Raw genomic sequence first — 16,329 nt, forward strand, 5'->3', positions numbered from 1 at the left:
TATGGCGGCGCTATTCTGTTCGAGGTTTGAAAAGGCACCTCGTTCGGTGAGGCGTCTTCACGGACACAGGCCACTGACCCGACGACGTCGAGAGACGCCCAGGTTCAGGACAGGTCTTCCCGAGTTAAGGGTTGACCCCAAGTGGCTTCCGGTCGACAGGCTGGACACGCCGTGGAGTGCCAAAGCTCTGACGAGTTGGGGTGTACCGGTCCCGATCGGGCCGGTGTGCTCCTTGCCGTGTCGCGATGCGGCGCACAGCGTGTGCGCCCCCGACCGGGAGGAGGCGAGAGACGTGGACTGCAATAGTCCGGGCCACAGTAGCCCCTACCCCCGCATGCTCTCGATCACCTCCGGCACGCGGTAACGACCTTCCCTGCGCGTTCATCCGGTGCTTCGTCCTGCGCTCATCCATGCCTGGACGCAAGCCACTTGACGCATCGTCATGCCCGTACGGCCGCCGCCGCTCAGCGTCGTCGTGCGGAGCCGATGCCGTGCGCCCGCAGGGAGGATCGCTGCTGCGTGCCCCCTTCGCCCCCACCGGGGCAGGGAGGCCCGCCATGACCAACGTGATGCTGGACCCGAAGGCTCCCGCCGTCGCCACCGTTCCCGCCGCCCGCTGCGCCGTCCTCGACGACGCCCACGTCGGCGACATCAAGGGCGCGCTCGGCACCATCCGACTCGACGACACCACCCCGCGCCACGGGCTGTCCGCCCGGCTCAAGACGCTGCTCGCGATCATCGGCCCCGGCCTGATCGTGATGGTCGGCGACAACGACGCCGGCGCCTTCTCGACCTACGGCCAGGCCGGCCAGAACTACGGCACCCGGCTGCTGTGGACGCTGCTGATGCTGATCCCCGTCCTGTACGTGAACCAGGAGATGGTGCTGCGCCTGGGCGCCGTCACCGGCGTCGGCCACGCCCGCCTGATCCTGGACCGGTTCGGCAAGTTCTGGGGCGCGTTCAGCGTCATCGACCTGTTCCTGCTCAACGCGCTGACCCTGGTCACCGAGTTCATCGGCGTCACCCTCGCGGCCGGCTACCTGGGCCTGCCCAAGATCGCGGCGGTGGTGCTGGCGGCCGCGATCATCATCGCCTCGGCCTTCACCGGCTCCTTCCAGCGCTTCGAGCGGGTGGCCATCACGCTGTGCGTCGGCTCGCTGCTGCTGGTGCCGATCTACTTCATGGTCCACCCGAAGACCTCGCAGATGGCCCACGACTTCGTGGTGCCGAGCATGCCCGGCGGCGCCGGCCAGCTGGCCGCCGTCATGATGGTCATCATCTCGATCGTCGGCACCACCGTCGCCCCCTGGCAGCTGTTCTTCCAGCAGTCGTACGTCATCGACAAGCGGATCACCCCGCGTTTCATGAAGTACGAGAAGGTCGACCTGTGGATCGGTATCGCCGTGGTCGTCGTCGGCGCCGCCGCGATGATGGGTCTCACCGCCGCGGCCTTCGCGGGCACCGACGGCTTCGGCCAGTTCTCGGACGCCGCGGCGATCGCCCAGGGCCTGGAGGACAAGGCCGGCCGCCTGGTGGGCGTGCTGTTCGCGATCGCGCTGCTGGACGCCTCGATCATCGGCGCCTTCGCCGTGTCGCTGTCCACCGCCTACGCGATCGGCGACGTCTTCGGGATCAAGCACTCGCTGCACCGCGGGGTCAAGGGCGCCAAGGGCTTCTACGCGGTCTACGCCGGCCTGGTCGTGCTGGCCGCGGGGATCACCCTGCTGTCCAACGACTACATGCAGGGCCTGATGACGCAGTTCGTCCAGGTGCTGGCCGGTGTGCTGCTGCCCTCCGCGACGGTCTTCCTGCTGCTGCTCTGCAACGACAAGGCCGTGCTCGGCCCGTGGGTCAACGGCCCCAGGACCAACGCCTTCACCTCCGCGGTCGTCGGTGTCCTGGTCACGCTGTCGCTCATCCTCACCGCCGCCGTCGTGTGGCCGGACATCACCTCGGGCGCGATCCTCGGGATCATGGCCGGCTGCGGGATCGTCGGTGTGCTGGTCGCCGGGTACTTCTTCCTCTTCGGCCGCAAGGGCACCAAGGAGGACCCGATCGACCGCACCGGCCGCGAGGACTGGCGGATGCCGCCGCTGGAGACCCTCGCCAAGCCGGTCATGTCGACCGCCCGCAAGGTCGGCATGGGCGCCCTGCGCGCCTACCTGCTGATCGCGATGGTCATGGTCATCATCAAGATCGTGCAGACCGCCCTGAACCACTGAGCCACCGATCTGAGCCCGGACGGACGGGCGGCGGGCCTCGGCTCGCCGCCCGTCCGTCGTTTCCCCGAAGCCCGCTCCGCCCCCGGCGGACGGACGTTCCCGTGAAGGAGGTGCCGTCGTGCACACCCTGACCACCGTCGAATTCCTGGTCCGGCTCGCCACCGGCGTCGCCTGTGGCGCGCTGATCGGCATCGAGCGCCAGTGGCGGGCCCGGATGGCCGGCCTGCGCACCAACGCCCTGGTCGCCGCCGGAGCCACCCTGTTCGTGCTGTACAGCGAGGCCGTCGGCGACACCGGCAGCCCCACCCGGGTCGCCTCGTACGTCGTCTCCGGCATCGGCTTCCTCGGCGGTGGCGTGATCCTGCGCGACGGCGCCGGCGTCCGTGGCCTCAACACCGCCGCCACGCTGTGGTGTTCGGCCGCGGTCGGGGTACTGGCCGCCTCCGGCAAGCTGGAGCTCGCCGTCCTCGGCACGCTCGCCGTGCTCGCCGTCCACCTGGTGCTGCGGCCGGCCGGCCGGCTGCTCGACCGGGCCCCGCAGTCCGGCAGCGACCCGGACTCCACCAGCCGCGCCACCGTGCACCTCGAATGCGACCGCAAGGCCGAGACCCACATCCGGGCCCTGCTGCTGCAGGCCCTGACCGCCTCCGGCCTCGCCCCCACCGGTCTGCGGGCCCGCCGCACCGACAGCGGCGACGCCACCAGCCTGCGGGCCACCGTCGCCATCACCGGGCAGGTCGCCCCCGCGCTCGAACTGGTCGTCACCAGGCTCTCGCTGGAACCGGGCGTGCGCGACCTGCACTGGCACCTGGACGACGAATCCGACGATCCCGGCAGCCCGGCCCTGGCCTGATTAGAACTGATGGGTTGTCACTGAACCGCTGCGAGCCCCCTGGGAGACCCGATGCTCACCGTTCCTAAGACTGAGCGGGAGTGAGTCCTGTCGGCAGAACCCGTGCTCAGCCGAACGCCCCGAACGGTCTTGGGCGTTCTGGTCGACCGCGTTCCTTCCGCGTCCGGTCCCAGCGGATCGTGTCCGTGGTCCGGGTACGCGGGGGCGGTTTCCCTCGTTCCCTCGGGTGCCGGGTCTGGCCTGGGCGGTCCGATGCCCCACACCATCGCTCTGGTGCTGTGGGGGCGGTGCCGTCCGTCGCCGGATCCGGTGCCCGAGGGAGCGTCTGCCGATGGCCACGCTTGCCGCCTGGTGGCGGCTGACAGGCCGTCGCGGGGTGCTGAGGGGCTTCTGCCAGTGCTCGGCGCCCCACATGCTGGTGTGGGCGGGATCGACAGCGATCACGCCGATGCCGGCTTCGGCGCACATCGACACAAGGCGTGCGCGGAGCCTGCCGGTCGAGATGCCGGAGATCAGCTGCCGGAACCGCCTCTTGCGGCCGTGCTTCTCCCGGCTCTTGGAATCGGTGAAGTCCAGGTCTTCGATGGCGATGGCCTGAACGCCCGTGGCCTTCGCCCAGTGCAGGAGGCGGGTCAGGGCGTGGCGCAGTTGGGCGTCGCGGTGGCTGGCCGATCCGGTGAGGTCGTAGTCGAAGCGGCGGGGTGCGCCCATCGGGTTGCCGTGGGCGTCCAGTCGCCTGGCGGCGAGGTGGTCGGCGTTCATGTCCACGCCGATGACGCCCTGGGAGCGGAGGGCATCGAGCGGGACGACGGGGAGGTCTTTGCGGGTCCAGGAGGCGTCGAGGTACCAGCGCCCGGACCTGGTTTCGAGGTGGATGCGGTAGGCCACCGACCGGTTCACCTCGATCCGATCGCGCCACTCTTCGCCCCGGTGCGGGAGCGACACCCTCGCCGCGAGGACGTACCGGCCGCTCGGGGCGTTGCCGAGATGGGCCAGCGGCGTGGGCAGTTTGAGGCTGATCTCACCTTCCGGGGTGACGCGGATCGTCTCGTTCCCGAACCGCTTGCCGGACTCGCCGTCAGCCGTGAGGAACCAGCGGGCGGCTTCCCACTCCCCGCGCCACTGCTCGACGCTCTTCCCAGCCGCCGCGAGGTTGTGCCGGCTGTTGAGGAGTTTGCGGCCGCCGCGCACCACCGTCACCCGGCCGGCCTCGTGGTCGGCCTTCACCCGCTCGTACTCGCACTCCAGGTGCGCCAGACGCCGCGACTTGGCATGCCACTCCCGGCACGACTGGTACCCGCCGGGCTGCCGCTTGCTGCCCTTGGCACCGATCGGCAGCGCGAGGCGGTGGCGGATCACGGCGATCCCCGCAGCCAGCCCCCGCAGGTGCCGCCACTGGGCGCGCCACGACAGACCCCACTGGTCGTGCGTGGCCTTGGTGATGGACCCGGCCCAGCGCGACGACGACTCCGGTGTGAGGTCCCGCTTACGGACGGCCCACGTCCGGGCGGAGTGCTCCAGGGCGTCGGCGACGCGCCGGGCCAGATCCCGCGAGGCCAGCGAACCGAGGTGTGCGCCGACCAGACGCAGCACCTTCTCGTCCTCGGCGGTCAGGCCCTTGAGCCGGTCCCGAATACACACACCCGACGCGGCGTCGACGACGAACGGCCGAGCGATCCACCGCAACACCGCCACCCCGGCCCCCTGCCCACGCGAATCCTTCGACCACACGCATGCTGGCATGCCCAACAGCACCAGCAGCACCAAACGGGAGAATCGGACGTTTGTCGACAGCACTTCAGTAGAAACCGGCAAAGTCACTCATGAACGCCAAAGGTCGCTCAACAATGCTCAGCTGTCGATGGTTCGCAACCCCTGACCCCAAGCACGGGCCGCTCGTGCCGATGCTGCTGGCGCTCACCGTGGTGACCGGGGTGGTGGACGCGGTCAGCTACCTCGAACTCGGGCACGTCTTCGTCGCCAACATGACCGGCAACGTGGTGTTCCTCGGGTTCGCCCTGGCCGGGGCGGCCGGCCTGTCCGCCACCGCCTCGCTCGCGGCCCTCGCGGCCTTCCTCCTCGGCGCCCTCGCCGGCGGGCACCTCGCCCGCCGGCTGCCGGGGCACCGGGGCCACCTGCTGACCGCCGCCGTCACCGGCCAGGCGGTGCTGGTCGCGGCGGGCACGGCGCTCGCGGCCGTCGCCGGGCACAGCGCCGAAGGGGTCCGCTACACCCTGATCGGGCTGCTCGGCTTCGCGATGGGCGGTCAGAACGCGGTGGTCCGCTCGCTGAAGGTGCCGGACCTGACCACCACCGTGCTCACCATGACCATCACCGCCCTCGCCGCCGACCGCACCGGCGCCCGCCGACTCGCCTCCGCCGTCTGGATGTTCGCCGGCGCGCTGCTCGGCGCCCTCCTCGTCCTGCACACCTCCGTACCGGTGGCCCTGGCGCTCGCGCTGGCCCTGCTGGTCGGCGTCGCGGCCCTCACCCGCCGGGCGTCCCGGGCCCGCCCGGCCCCGGCCTGGGCCGACCCGGTCTGAGCGCGACCCGGCGGGCCCGGCGGCCGGCCCGGGAGGTCAGTCCTCGCGTCGGTGGCCGGCCCGCCCGCTCCACAGCGGTTCGAGGCGGGCCCAACTGTCGGCCCAGACCTGGTCGGCGCGCCGGTCGAGGACGCGCAGGCGCAGCCGCAGGCCGATGACGAGCAGGGCGAGCAGGACGAGCAGGCCGCCGACGCCGGTGCAGCCGGCCGAGACGGCGAGGGCGGTCCGTTCGAGCGGCGGCTCGGCCGCGTTGCCGACGTCGTCGACCCAGATCGGGAGGATGCCGCCGTCGGCGACCCGGCGCGGGGCGTCGACGACGCCGGTGTGCCGGATGCCCCGCGGGTCCGTCCAAGTGGCCTGGAGGCCCGTCCGGTTGCCGAAGCCCTCGGAGAACCGGCCGCCGCCCACCCCCGGGCGGTCGGACGCGCCGAGCACGACGGCGTCGACCCGGTGCAGGCGGGCCCGTTCCGCGTCGGCCTGCACGGTGGAGGCCCGGTAGGCGAGCAGGGCGCCGCCGGTGGCCAGGGCGGCGGCGAGCACCGCCCCGAGGAGGGTGAACAGCCAGGCCCGCGACCGGGAGCGGTCGAGGCCGCGGGCGAGCGGTTCGTGCCGGGCACCGCAGGCCCGCCGCAGCGCGCGCCCGATCCGCCGCGGGGGCGAGGCGGGCCGGTCCGGGCCGGGGGTGGTGGACACGTCGAGGGCTCCTCGGGATGCGGGGGGAGTACGGGGGTTCCGTCGCGTTCCGCCGCCTCCCGGCGTGGAATCTCCACCAATTTCCACCCGATGACCGTCCCCGCACAAGAGCGCGGTGGCCGCGCCGCTACCGCCGGGTACGACCGACCCGGTCGCCCGGGTCCTTCGGCCCTCGGCAGGGCCCGCCGGCCGGGGGCAGGCTGGGGACCGGCCGCGCTCCCCGCGCTCCGTCGCGGCCGAGGTGCGGAGCGGGCGACGGCGTGGGGGCCGTCGCCCGCCCGTGTCGTTCCGTCAACTGTTCTTCCAGGTCAGCGGATTCTTCTCGCCGGATATACACTCGGTATCTACTCCGGGTGTATGGTCCTCTCATGAGTGTTCCTCTGACCCTGTTGGGGCTGCTGGAGCGGGAGCCGAGTCACGGCTACGACCTCAAGCGCGACTACGACACCTTCTTCAGCCGGGGAAAGCCCCTCCCGTACGGCCAGGTGTACTCCACGCTCGGCCGGCTGGCCCGGGACGGCAAGATCGTCGCCGGCGAGGCCGAGCCCGGCGACGGACCCGACCGCAAGCGCTACGTCATCACCGAGACCGGCGCGACCGAGTTCGAGACCTGGCTCCAGGACCCGGTCGCGCCCGAACCCGCCCTGCAGTCCGTCCTGTTCACCAAGGTCGTGCTGGCCCTGATGCTCGGCCGGGACGCCGAGCTGTACCTGGACACCCAGCGCGCCGCCCACCTGCGCCGGATGCGCGAGCTCACCGAACTGCGCCGCTCCGGCCCGCTGGTGGACGCCCTGCTCGCCGACCACGGCCTGTTCCACCTGGAGGCCGACCTGCGCTGGATCGACCTGACCGTCGCCCGACTCGACGTGCTCGCCGCGGAGGTGCGCTCATGACCACGGTGATAGAAGCCCGCGACATCGCCCTCGCCTTCGGCGAGACCCCCGCCCTGCGCGGGGCGAGCCTGTCCGTCCAGGCCGGCGAGGTGCTCGCCATCATGGGCCCCAGCGGCTCCGGCAAGTCGACGCTGCTGCACTGCCTGGCCGGCATCCTGGTGCCCGACGCGGGCGAGGTGCTGTTCAACGGCCAGCGCGTCGACACCATGCCCGAGGCGAAGCGCAGCGCCCTGCGCCGCGACAAGTTCGGCTTCGTCTTCCAGTTCGGCCAGCTGGTGCCGGAGTTGACGGCCGAGGAGAACGTCGCTCTGCCGCTGCTGCTGAACGGCGTGCGCCGCTCCGCCGCCCTCGCCGAGGCCCGGCCCTGGTTCGCCCGGCTCGGCCTGGACGGCATGCAGGGCCGCCGCTCCGGCGAACTGTCCGGCGGTCAGGCCCAACGCGTGGCGCTCGCCCGCGGGTTGGTGGCCCGTCCGCAGGTGCTGTTCGCCGACGAGCCGACCGGCGCGCTGGACTCGCTGACCGGCGAGCAGGTGATGGAGCTGATGGTCGGCGCGGCCCGCGAGCAGGGCACCACGGTCGTCCTGGTCACCCACGAGGCCCGGGTCGCCGCCTACGCGGACCGCGAGGCGATCGTGCGCGACGGCCGGGCCCGTACGCTGTCGGCCGGATCGGTGGCCTCGTGATCACGTTCGCACTGCGCCTGGCCGTCAGTGGCGGCCGGGAGGCGCTGGCCCGGCTGGTCACGATCATGGCGGCGGTGGCGATCGGCGTGGGGCTGTTGCTGTCCACGTTCGCCGCCGTCAACGCGCTCGACCGGGTCACAGAGCGCCAGCGGTGGATGAACACCGGCGTCGAGGGCGCGACGGCCGCGGCGCCGGTGGACAAGCTCTGGTGGCAGGCCCGGATGGACTACTACGACGGCAAGTCCGTCTTCCGGGCCGAGGTCGCCGCCGCGGGGCCCACCGCGCCGGTGCCGCCCGGCCTGACCAGGGTGCCGGCCCCGGGCGAGTACTACGCCTCGCCGGCGCTGCAGAAGCTGATGCGCGACGTCCCGGCCGCCGAACTGGCGGAACGCTTCCCAGGCCGCCTGGTCGGCACCATCGGCGACGAGGCGCTGGCCTCGCCGGACAGCCTGTCGGCCGTCGTGGGCGGCACGGTGGACGAGGTGCGGGCGCTGCCCGAGGCCACCGCCGTGACCAGCATCGCGACCGCCGTCCCCGCGGAGTGCGAGCACGCCTGTTTCGGCGGGGGCGTGCACGGCGACCGGATGGTGCTGATCCTCACCGTGGTGGCCGGGGCGCTGGTCTTCCCGGTGCTGATCTTCATCGGCACCGCCACCCGGCTCTCCGCCGCCTCCCGCGAGCAGCGCTTCGCCGCGATGCGGCTGGTCGGGGCGACGCCGGGGCAGATCTCGGTGGTCGCGGCGGTGGAGTCCACCGTCGCGGCGGTGGTCGGCACCCTGGCCGGATTCGTCCTGTACTTCGCGCTGCGGCCGCTGGTCGCCGACGTGCCGTTCACCGGTGACCGCTTCTTCGTCGAGGACCTCGGCCTCAGCCTGACTCAGGTGGCCGGGACGGTGCTGGGCGTGCCGTTGGCGGCGGCGCTGGCCGCCCGGCTGGCGCTGCGCCGGGTCGTGATCTCCCCGCTCGGGGTGTCGCGCCGGGTGACGCCGAAGCCGCCGCGCGCCTGGCGGCTGATCCCGCTGGTGGCGGGCCTGGCCGAGCTGGGCTGGACCATCTACCGCCACCCGGCGACCACCAGCGGCCAGTCGGCGGCCTACCTGAGCGGCTTCGTCCTGGTGATGCTGGGTCTGGTGATCGGCGGGCCGTGGCTGACGATGGCGGCCGCCCAGGCCGTGGCCCGGCGGACCAGCCGACCGGCCTCGCTGATCGCGATGCGCCGGCTGGCGGACGACCCGAAGACGGGCTTCCGCGCGGTGGCGGGCCTGGTGCTGGCGTTGTTCGTGACCACGGCGACGGTCGGGATCATCGGCACGATCAACGGAGAGCGGGGGACCCTGGGCGGTGACGCGCTGGTCCGCAAGGCGGTCGTGGACGCCCCGCTGCGGGCGGGGGACAGCGCGAGCGACGGCGACCTCGTGGGCACGATCCCCTCGGTCTCCGCCGACGTGGCGGCGCGGGCCCGTGCCGTGCCCGGGTTCGAGGGGATGGCGCTGGCGCACGAGAACCCGGCGCGCCTGGGCGCGGTGAAGCGCGGCGACCGGCCGCTCGTCCCCGTCCTGGTGCGCTGCTCGGAACTGGCGCAGATCCCGGTGGTCGGCCACTGCGCGCCCGGCGCCGCCGTCGCCGCGGTCGACCGCTTCCAGTTCGTGGACCTCCAGGCGGGCTCGGACAAGGAGTGGCCGGCGGTGCCGATCTCCGCCGAGGAGGTCGACCGGCTGCCGGTGCGAATGATCTACGCGACCACGGACGGCTCCATGCAGGCCATGGAGCGGCTGCGGACGGTCTTCACCCGCACCTACCCGACGCACGAGGCCCGGATGGTCGACGACTGGGCCTCCGAAGGGCAGAAGAAGCTCCAGGGCTGGCGCCAGCTGGCGAACGTCGTGCTGCTGACCACCCTGCCGATCGCCGGGTGCGGCCTCGCGGTGAGCGTGGTGGCCGGACTGTCCGACCGCCGCCGCCCGTTCGCGATGCTGCGGCTGACCGGGGCGCCGCTGCAGCTGCTGCGCCGGGTGATCGGGCTGGAGAGTGCGCTGCCGCTCCTGGTGGTGGCGGCGCTCGCGATCGGGACGGGCTTCGCCGCCGCGGCGATGTTCCTCAAGTCGCAGATGCAGTACGACCTGGCGTCGCCGGGCCTGCTGTACTACGGGCTGACGGCCTTCGGGATCGTCGCCTCGCTCGGGATCATCGCCTCGACGCTGCCGCTGCTGCGGCGGATCACCGGGCCGGAGGCCGCGCGCAACGGCTGACGTAGCGTCGACTCGGTTACCCCGTGGCTCGGTTATCGGGCGACGGGGTAACCGAACGCGTTGGCCCGGCGCTCGACGACCGGCTCGGACAGCCAGCTGCCGAGCACCAGCCCGGACGGGTAGAACATCGGCTGCGGCAGCGCGTCCAGCGGCAGGCGCTCCCAGCCGGCGCACGCGTGCGGCTCGGTGACCACCGCCTCGGCCAGGCTCGGCGGCGCGAGCACGGCGGCGGTCAGCCGGGGCCGGCCGAGCTCGTGGTCGAGGTGGACGGCGAGCACCCGCATCAGCTTGGCCGGCAGCACGATGCCGGTCTCCTCGGCGAGTTCGCGCGCCGCCGTCTGCTCGAAGGACTCGCCCGGGTCGACCTTGCCGCCCGGCAGGCTCCAGGTGGGCGGCTCGCCGGCGGTGGTGCGGCGGCCGATCAGCACCCGCCCGTCGCCGGTGGGCACGATGATCCCGGCGCCGAGCATCGGTGCGGTGGTCGTCACTTCGCCGTCATCTCCTGCAGGTCGGTTACCAGTTGGAGCGCTCGTAGTCCTTGAGGAAGCAGCCGTACAGGTCCTCACCGGCCTCGCCGCGCACGATCGGGTCGTACACCCGGGCCGCGCCGTCGACCAGGTCGAGCGGGGCGTGGAAGCCCTCGTCGGCCAGGCGCATCTTGTCCGGGTGCGGGCGCTCGTCGGTGATCCAGCCGGTGTCGACGGCGGTCATCAGGATGCCGTCGGTCTGGAACATCTCCTGCGCGCTGGTGCGCGTGAGCATGTTGAGCGCGGCCTTGGCCATGTTGGTGTGCGGGTGGCCGGCGCCCTTGTAGCCGCGCGAGAAGACGCCCTCCATCGCGGACACGTTCACCACGTACTTGCGGCGCGAGGCGGAGGCCGCCATCGCCGGGCGCAGCCGGCTGATCAGGATGAACGGCGCGGTGGAGTTGCAGAGCTGGACCTCCAGCAGCTCGACCGGGCCGACCTCCTGGACGGTCTGCACCCAGCTGTTGGTGTCGGCGAGGTCGGGCACCAGGCCGCCGGCGTCGATCGCGGTGCCGGCCGCGATCCGGGCGGGCGTGGCGGAGCCGGTGACCAGGGCGAGCGAGGTGACGTCCTCGGCGGCGAGGCGCTGCGGGTCGCCGCTCGCCTGGTGGGGGAGGGCGGGCAGGTCGACGCTGCCGCTGCCGAAGCGGCCGATGGTGGTCGACTGCGGCAGCTCGCCGGCCGGCAGCGGGGCGGACTCGGCGTTGACCAGCTCGCGGTAGGACTCCGGCGGGCGGCGCACGGTCTGCGCGGCGTTGTTGATCAGGATGTCCAGCGGGCCGTCCGCGGCGACCTCGTCGGCCAGCGCCAGCACCTGGGCGGGGTCGCGCAGGTCGATGCCGACGATCTTGAGGCGGTGGATCCACTCGGCGCTGTCCGGCATCGCCTTGAAGCGGCGGATCGCGTCGTTCGGGAAGCGGGTGGTGATGGTGGTGTGGGCGCCGTCGCGCAGCAGCATCAGCGCGATGTACATCCCGATCTTGGCCCGGCCGCCGGTGAGCAGCGCGCGCTTGCCGGTGAGGTCGGCGCGGGCGTCCCGGCGGGCCCGGTTGAGGGCCGCGCAGCGCTGGCAGAGGTTGTGGTAGAAGGCGTCGACCTCGACGTACCGCTGCTTGCAGGTGTAACAGGAGCGGGGCCGCTCCAGGATGCCGGCGATCTCGGTGGTGGTGACGGTGGTCAGGCCGAAGGCGCCGGCCGTCTCGTCGTCGATCCGGGTGGGGGCGCCGGTGGCGGTCCGGGCGGTCACCGCGCGGTCGTTGGCGGTCTTCCGGGCCCGGGTCTCCTGGCGGCGGCGCTGCTTGAGGGTGCGGAATATGCCGCCGACCGCCTGCCGGACGGTGATCGCGTCCGGGTGGTCCACGTGCAGCTCGTCGAGCTCGGCGATCACTTCGAGGCAGAGCTTCAGGCGCTCCGGGTCGAGGCCGGGGCCGTAGTCGATCTCCTCCTCGGTCTGGCCCTGCTCGATGTCCTGCTGCTGGATGTCCACGCCCGCTGCTTTCCCATTCGCCTCACCGTTACCGCGTGAATGCTACGGGAGCGGCCCGGGGCGGGGCGAAAAGCCGAGCTCCGAGGGTTCCGAGCAGGCCCTTTGGAGGATCGTCCATGTCTACGCGCGGAGCATTGATCACGGTTTGTGCACAGCCCCAGCAATCGTCCTCGAACTGGCATTTGCCCCGCCCCTCACGGAGAATCGAATGCTGGGTGCCGGGCGCCCGAGTGCGCCCTGACGGCCTCGCCGCCACCGCACCCGAGGTGTACCTCCCCCCAGCCAGAGAGCCCCCCTTCATGCGCTTCCTGAACGACCTCAAGCCCTCGTACGACCTCACGTACGACGACGTCTTCATGGTCCCCAGCCGTTCCGCCGTGGGCTCCCGGCAGGCCGTCGACCTGTCCTCCCAGGACGGCACGGGCACCACCATTCCGCTGGTCGTCGCCAACATGACCGCCATCGCCGGCCGCCGGATGGCCGAGACCGTCGCCCGCCGCGGCGGCCTGGTCGCCATCCCGCAGGACATCCCGACCGAGGTGATCGCCGAGGTCATCTCCTGGGTCAAGCAGCGCCACCTGGTGTTCGACACCCCGATCACCCTCGCCCCGGGCGCCACCGTCGCCGAGGCGCTGTCCCTGCTGCCCAAGCGCGCGCACGGCGCCCTCGTCGTGGTCGAGGACGGCAAGCCGGTCGGCGTCGTCACCGACTCCGACTGCCAGGGCGTGGACCGCTTCACCAGCCTCGCCGAGATCATGTCCCGCGAACTGCTGGTGCTGGACCAGGACATCGACCCGCGCGCCGCCTTCGACAAGCTCACCGAGGCGCACCGCAAGCTCGCCCCGGTCGTCGACGGCGAGGGCCGCCTGGTCGGCCTCCTCACCCGCAAGGGCGCGCTGCGCGCCACCCTGTACACCCCGGCCGTGGACGCCGCCGGGAAGCTGCGGATCGCCGCCACTGTGGGCATCAACGGCGATGTCGCGGGCAAGGCCAAGGCCCTGCTGGAGGCCGGCGCCGACGTGCTGGTCGTCGACACCGCGCACGGCCACCAGGAGAACATGATCAGCGCGCTGCGCGCCGTGCGCGGCCTGGACCCGCAGGTCCCGATCGTCGCGGGCAACGTGGTCTCCGCCGCCGGGGTCCGCGACCTGGTCGAGGCCGGTGCCGACATCCTCAAGGTCGGCGTCGGCCCGGGCGCCATGTGCACCACCCGGATGATGACCGGCGTCGGCCGGCCGCAGTTCTCCGCCGTGCTGGAGTGCGCCGCCGAGGCGCGCCGGCTCGGCAAGCACGTGTGGGCGGACGGCGGCGTGCGCCACCCGCGCGACGTCGCGATGGCGCTGGCCGCCGGCGCCTCCAACGTGATGATCGGCTCCTGGTTCGCCGGCACCTACGAGTCCCCGGGCGACCTGCAGACCACCGCGGACGGCCGCCAGTACAAGGAGAGCTTCGGCATGGCCTCGGCGCGCGCGGTCAGCAACCGCACCGCCCAGGACTCCTCCTACGACCGGGCCCGCAAGGCGCTGTTCGAGGAGGGCATCTCGCACTCCCGGATGTTCCTCGACCCGGCCCGCCCGGGCGTCGAGGACCTGATCGACTCCATCGTGGCCGGCGTGCGCAGCTCCTGCACCTACGCGGGCGCGGGCACCCTGGAGGAGTTCCACGAGAAGGCGATCGTCGGCGTGCAGAGCGCGGCCGGCTACGCCGAGGGCAAGCCGCTGCACTCCAGCTGGGCCTGATCCAGCTGGGCCTGATCGCCCGGTTCGGCTGACGCGCCGACGCAGCCGCCGTCGCCGTTGTCGTCGCCGTTGTCGTCGTCCGGCCGGTTCCTCGCCTCGGGGAGCCGGCCGGACGCCTGGTCGGCCGGCCGCTGTCCGTGCGACCGGCCGAGCGGGAGCAGCAGGGCGCGGCCGAGCAGCCCGACCGAGCCGTCCAGCGCGGCGGCGAACACCTGCGCGGCGCCCGGCAGGTCGCGCAGCTCCCAGAGCGCCTGGACGGCTGCCCAGGCACCCTCCCGGGCGGCCTCCACCGACCAGGTGCCGAGCAGGTGGGCGAGCGGTTCGGCCTGCTCCAGCAGGTCGGGCCCGGGCATCAGCTGCTCCCGGACGGCCGTCTCGACCTCGGCCAGCACCCCGTTGATCCGGTGGTAGTCCTCCTCGACGTCGGCCGGCGCGCAGCCCCGGCGGCGGCAGGTGTCGACGACGGCGAGCGGCAGGTCGTGCTGGATGTGGGCGCCCATCCCGGCCAGGCCGAACTGCAGCGGGTGCACGCCCGGGTGGGCGCGCAGCGCGAACAGCGGCCGCCAGCAGGCGGGCGGCTCCTGCCCGGCCGCGTCGGCGGCCACGGCCAGCAGGTACCGCCCGGCGAACACCACGTCCAGCTCCGCCACCGCGGGCGGGTCGGCGAAGTACCCGCGGCCGAGCCGGTCGCGGACGGCCTCCGTCACGGTGAGGTAGAGCCGGTTGAAGACCGCCACCCCGTCCGTCGGCGGCAGCGCCGCCCCGATCCCGCGCAGCCGGTCGACGACCTCGTCGACCGTGACCGGCTCGTGCTCCACCGTCGTCCCGGGCATGCGCCACCCTCCGATGCCGATCGTGCACTGATCGCATCATCGTGACAGTGGGCGCGGGCACCCGGTGGGCGCGGCGGTACGGCCGTCGAGGTGACGCCCGGGGATACCCGGAGCCCGGGTGCCCGGGGCCCTGGCGCGTTGCGGAGGTCGTGGTCAGCCCAGCTCGTACTCCAGGACGTAGGTGTGGGCACCGGCCTCGTCGACGGTCAGGTCGAACTCCCCGGTGATCCCGGCCAGCTCGCCGGAGCCCGTGCCCGGGACCACGCGGATCGTCGTCCCCGAGGTGTCCCAGGCCGTGTGCTGGAGCACGAACCCGCCCTTGCGCCCGTCCAGTTCACCCGTCACGTGCTCCACGGCGACGTAGGAGGCGGGGGAGCCGTCCGGCCCGCCCACCGACAGCATCCGCACCTCGCTCGTGCCGCTCAGCCCGCCCGTGAAGGTCTTGGCGATCCTGATCCGCCCGAACGAGGCGCCCTCGCGCTCCTCCGTCTCCGCCGGCTCGAACGTGGTCAGCTCGAACGACCCAGCAGCCTTGAACCCCATGGCACCGTCCCCTCGTTGTCGAACCCGGCCGGGCTGCTCGCCGACCCTGGGGGAAGCCTTGCACACGGCACTGACAATGCCGTTCCGTCCGGCGCACTAGGCTGGGCCGGGAGATGAGACGCAGAAGCCGCCGCCCGGCCTCCCCCCTCCCGCAGCGCCACGGCGTGGACCCGGCGCACCTGCGCCTGCCGGTCGAGGGCGACTGGCCCACCGTCCGGGCGTACCTGGTCGAGCGGCTGCCCGCGGTCGGCGCCGAGCGGATCGACGCGGCGCTGGCCGGGCGGGAGATCGTCGGGGAGCACGGCCCGATCGCCCCTGAGGAACCGTTTCTGCCCGGCGCGCACCTGTGGTTCTACCGGGACCTCCCCGAGGAGGTGCACGTCCCGTTCGAGCTGGTCGTGCTGCACCGTGACGAGCACCTGGTCGTGGTCGACAAGCCGCACTTCCTGGCCACCACCCCGCGCGGCCGGCACGTCGCCGAGACGGCGCTCTCCCGGCTGCGGCACGACCTCGACCTGCCCGCGCTCAGCCCCGCGCACCGCCTGGACCGGCTCACGGCCGGGCTCGCCATGTTCGTGGTCCGCCCGGAGGACCGCGGCGCGTACCAGAGCCTGTTCCGGGACCGGCGGGTGCGCAAGGAGTACCGGGCCGTCGCCGGGTACGACCCGGCCCTGGAGCTGCCGCGCACCGTGCGCAGCCACATCGTCAAGGAACGCGGGGTCATCGCCGCGCGGGAGACCGACGCGCCGCCGAACAGCGAGAGCCGGATCGAGCTGCTGGAGCGGCGTGACGGCCTCGCCCACTACCGCCTGCTGCCGCACAGCGGCCGCACCCACCAGCTGCGGCTGCACATGAGCGGCCTCGGCCTGCCGATCCTCGGCGACCCGGTGTACCCCGAGGTGCTGCCCGAGCCGGCCCCGGACGACTTCCGTCGGCCGCTGCAACTCCTTGCCTCCGCCGTGGAGTTCACCGACCCGCTGACGGGCCTGGAGCGCCGCTTCGAGACCGGCCGCAGCCTCGCCGCCTGGACCGACCCGCAGACCTGGGCCGCCGGGACGGCCTGAT

The 16,329-nt window shown here is 72.9% G+C and carries 14 protein-coding genes and 1 riboswitch; of the genes, 8 read left to right on the forward strand and 6 right to left on the reverse strand.

Translation table 11 applies throughout. The annotated features are described in order from the left end of the window. The first annotated feature begins 31 nt into the window (after nt 1-31). Nucleotides 32-207, forward strand: a riboswitch (M-box (ykoK) riboswitch). Between the two features lie 362 nt (nt 208-569). Continuing rightward, nucleotides 570-2,222 carry an NRAMP family divalent metal transporter gene (locus ACPC54_RS08335; protein ID WP_498963195.1) on the forward strand — a complete coding sequence of 551 codons (1,653 nt, stop codon included), beginning with the start codon at nt 570-572 and terminating at the stop codon, nt 2,220-2,222. Nucleotides 2,223-2,340: 118 nt separating this feature from the next. Beyond that, complete coding sequence (locus ACPC54_RS08340) at nt 2,341-3,075, forward strand: MgtC/SapB family protein (RefSeq protein WP_498962576.1); 735 nt, start codon at nt 2,341-2,343, stop codon at nt 3,073-3,075. On the opposite strand, the gene ACPC54_RS08345 is transcribed toward ACPC54_RS08340, so the two are convergent. Beyond that, on the reverse strand, nt 3,076-4,839 hold the full coding sequence (locus ACPC54_RS08345) for a nuclease/transposase family protein (RefSeq protein WP_498962578.1): 1,764 nt from the start codon (nt 4,837-4,839) through the stop codon (nt 3,076-3,078). Between the two features lie 83 nt (nt 4,840-4,922). On the opposite strand from ACPC54_RS08345, the gene ACPC54_RS08350 reads away from it, so the two are divergent. Further along, nucleotides 4,923-5,618 carry a YoaK family protein gene (locus ACPC54_RS08350; protein WP_498962580.1) on the forward strand — a complete coding sequence of 232 codons (696 nt, stop codon included), beginning with the start codon at nt 4,923-4,925 and terminating at the stop codon, nt 5,616-5,618. A gap of 36 nt (nt 5,619-5,654) precedes the next feature. Here ACPC54_RS08350 and ACPC54_RS08355 read toward each other — a convergent pair whose 3' ends face one another. Then, nucleotides 5,655-6,311: an Rv1733c family protein gene (locus ACPC54_RS08355; protein ID WP_498962582.1), complete on the reverse strand. Its 657-nt coding sequence runs from the start codon at nt 6,309-6,311 to the stop codon at nt 5,655-5,657. Between the two features lie 368 nt (nt 6,312-6,679). Between ACPC54_RS08355 and ACPC54_RS08360 the strand changes: the two genes are divergently transcribed. The 3 genes from ACPC54_RS08360 to ACPC54_RS08370 are packed head-to-tail and all read left to right on the forward strand — an operon-like array spanning nt 6,680 to nt 10,136. Beyond that, nucleotides 6,680-7,204 (forward strand): PadR family transcriptional regulator, encoded by a 525-nt coding sequence (locus ACPC54_RS08360; RefSeq protein WP_498962584.1) that lies wholly within the window; start codon nt 6,680-6,682, stop codon nt 7,202-7,204. Next, a complete protein-coding gene (locus ACPC54_RS08365; protein ID WP_498962586.1) occupies nt 7,201-7,887 on the forward strand; it encodes an ABC transporter ATP-binding protein in 687 nt (228 codons plus the stop codon). The genes ACPC54_RS08360 and ACPC54_RS08365 overlap by 4 nt, the downstream gene beginning before the upstream one ends. Continuing rightward, nucleotides 7,884-10,136 carry an FtsX-like permease family protein gene (locus ACPC54_RS08370; protein ID WP_498962588.1) on the forward strand — a complete coding sequence of 751 codons (2,253 nt, stop codon included), beginning with the start codon at nt 7,884-7,886 and terminating at the stop codon, nt 10,134-10,136. Before ACPC54_RS08365 ends, ACPC54_RS08370 begins: the two co-directional genes overlap by 4 nt. 32 nt (nt 10,137-10,168) lie before the next feature. Here the strand turns inward: ACPC54_RS08370 and ACPC54_RS08375 are convergent, their stop codons facing one another. After that, entirely contained in the window at nt 10,169-10,624 is a 456-nt protein-coding gene (locus tag ACPC54_RS08375; protein ID WP_498962590.1) for a nucleotide triphosphate diphosphatase NUDT15, read from the reverse strand. Nucleotides 10,625-10,649: 25 nt separating this feature from the next. Beyond that, nucleotides 10,650-12,143, reverse strand: a complete 1,494-nt coding sequence (locus ACPC54_RS08380) for an SDR family NAD(P)-dependent oxidoreductase (protein ID WP_498963196.1) — start codon at nt 12,141-12,143, stop codon at nt 10,650-10,652. 305 nt (nt 12,144-12,448) lie between these two features. Between ACPC54_RS08380 and ACPC54_RS08385 the strand changes: the two genes are divergently transcribed. Continuing rightward, on the forward strand, nt 12,449-13,888 hold the full coding sequence (locus tag ACPC54_RS08385; RefSeq protein ID WP_498962592.1) for a GuaB1 family IMP dehydrogenase-related protein: 1,440 nt from the start codon (nt 12,449-12,451) through the stop codon (nt 13,886-13,888). Here the strand turns inward: ACPC54_RS08385 and ACPC54_RS08390 are convergent. Together ACPC54_RS08390 and ACPC54_RS08395 are read right to left on the reverse strand one after the other, a co-directional pair. After that, a complete protein-coding gene (locus ACPC54_RS08390; RefSeq protein ID WP_498962594.1) occupies nt 13,849-14,721 on the reverse strand; it encodes a DUF5995 family protein in 873 nt (290 codons plus the stop codon). The two genes, ACPC54_RS08385 and ACPC54_RS08390, sit on opposite strands and share 40 nt — an antisense overlap. Before the next feature lie 153 nt (nt 14,722-14,874). Beyond that, nucleotides 14,875-15,264, reverse strand: a complete 390-nt coding sequence (locus ACPC54_RS08395; RefSeq protein WP_498962596.1) for a DUF3224 domain-containing protein — start codon at nt 15,262-15,264, stop codon at nt 14,875-14,877. Nucleotides 15,265-15,377: 113 nt separating this feature from the next. On the opposite strand from ACPC54_RS08395, the gene ACPC54_RS08400 reads away from it, so the two are divergent. After that, nucleotides 15,378-16,328 carry a pseudouridine synthase gene (locus ACPC54_RS08400; protein WP_498962598.1) on the forward strand — a complete coding sequence of 317 codons (951 nt, stop codon included), beginning with the start codon at nt 15,378-15,380 and terminating at the stop codon, nt 16,326-16,328. The last annotated feature ends 1 nt before the right edge of the window (nt 16,329 follow it).

The organism is Kitasatospora sp. NPDC094028 (assembly GCF_049543595.1).
In the GTDB taxonomy this organism is placed as follows: domain Bacteria; phylum Actinomycetota; class Actinomycetes; order Streptomycetales; family Streptomycetaceae; genus Kitasatospora.

Coding starts and splice junctions, on each gene's coding strand:
- ACPC54_RS08335 (WP_498963195.1), top strand. CDS start 570: ATGCTGGACCCGAAGGCTCCCGCCGTCGCCACCGTTCCCGCCGCCCGC.
- ACPC54_RS08350 (WP_498962580.1), top strand. CDS start 4,923: ATGCTCAGCTGTCGATGGTTCGCAACCCCTGACCCCAAGCACGGGCCG.
- ACPC54_RS08360 (WP_498962584.1), top strand. CDS start 6,680: ATGAGTGTTCCTCTGACCCTGTTGGGGCTGCTGGAGCGGGAGCCGAGT.
- ACPC54_RS08365 (WP_498962586.1), top strand. CDS start 7,201: ATGACCACGGTGATAGAAGCCCGCGACATCGCCCTCGCCTTCGGCGAG.
- ACPC54_RS08385 (WP_498962592.1), top strand. CDS start 12,449: ATGCGCTTCCTGAACGACCTCAAGCCCTCGTACGACCTCACGTACGAC.
- ACPC54_RS08390 (WP_498962594.1), bottom strand. CDS start 14,721: ATGCCCGGGACGACGGTGGAGCACGAGCCGGTCACGGTCGACGAGGTC.
- ACPC54_RS08395 (WP_498962596.1), bottom strand. CDS start 15,264: ATGGGGTTCAAGGCTGCTGGGTCGTTCGAGCTGACCACGTTCGAGCCG.
- ACPC54_RS08400 (WP_498962598.1), top strand. CDS start 15,378: ATGAGACGCAGAAGCCGCCGCCCGGCCTCCCCCCTCCCGCAGCGCCAC.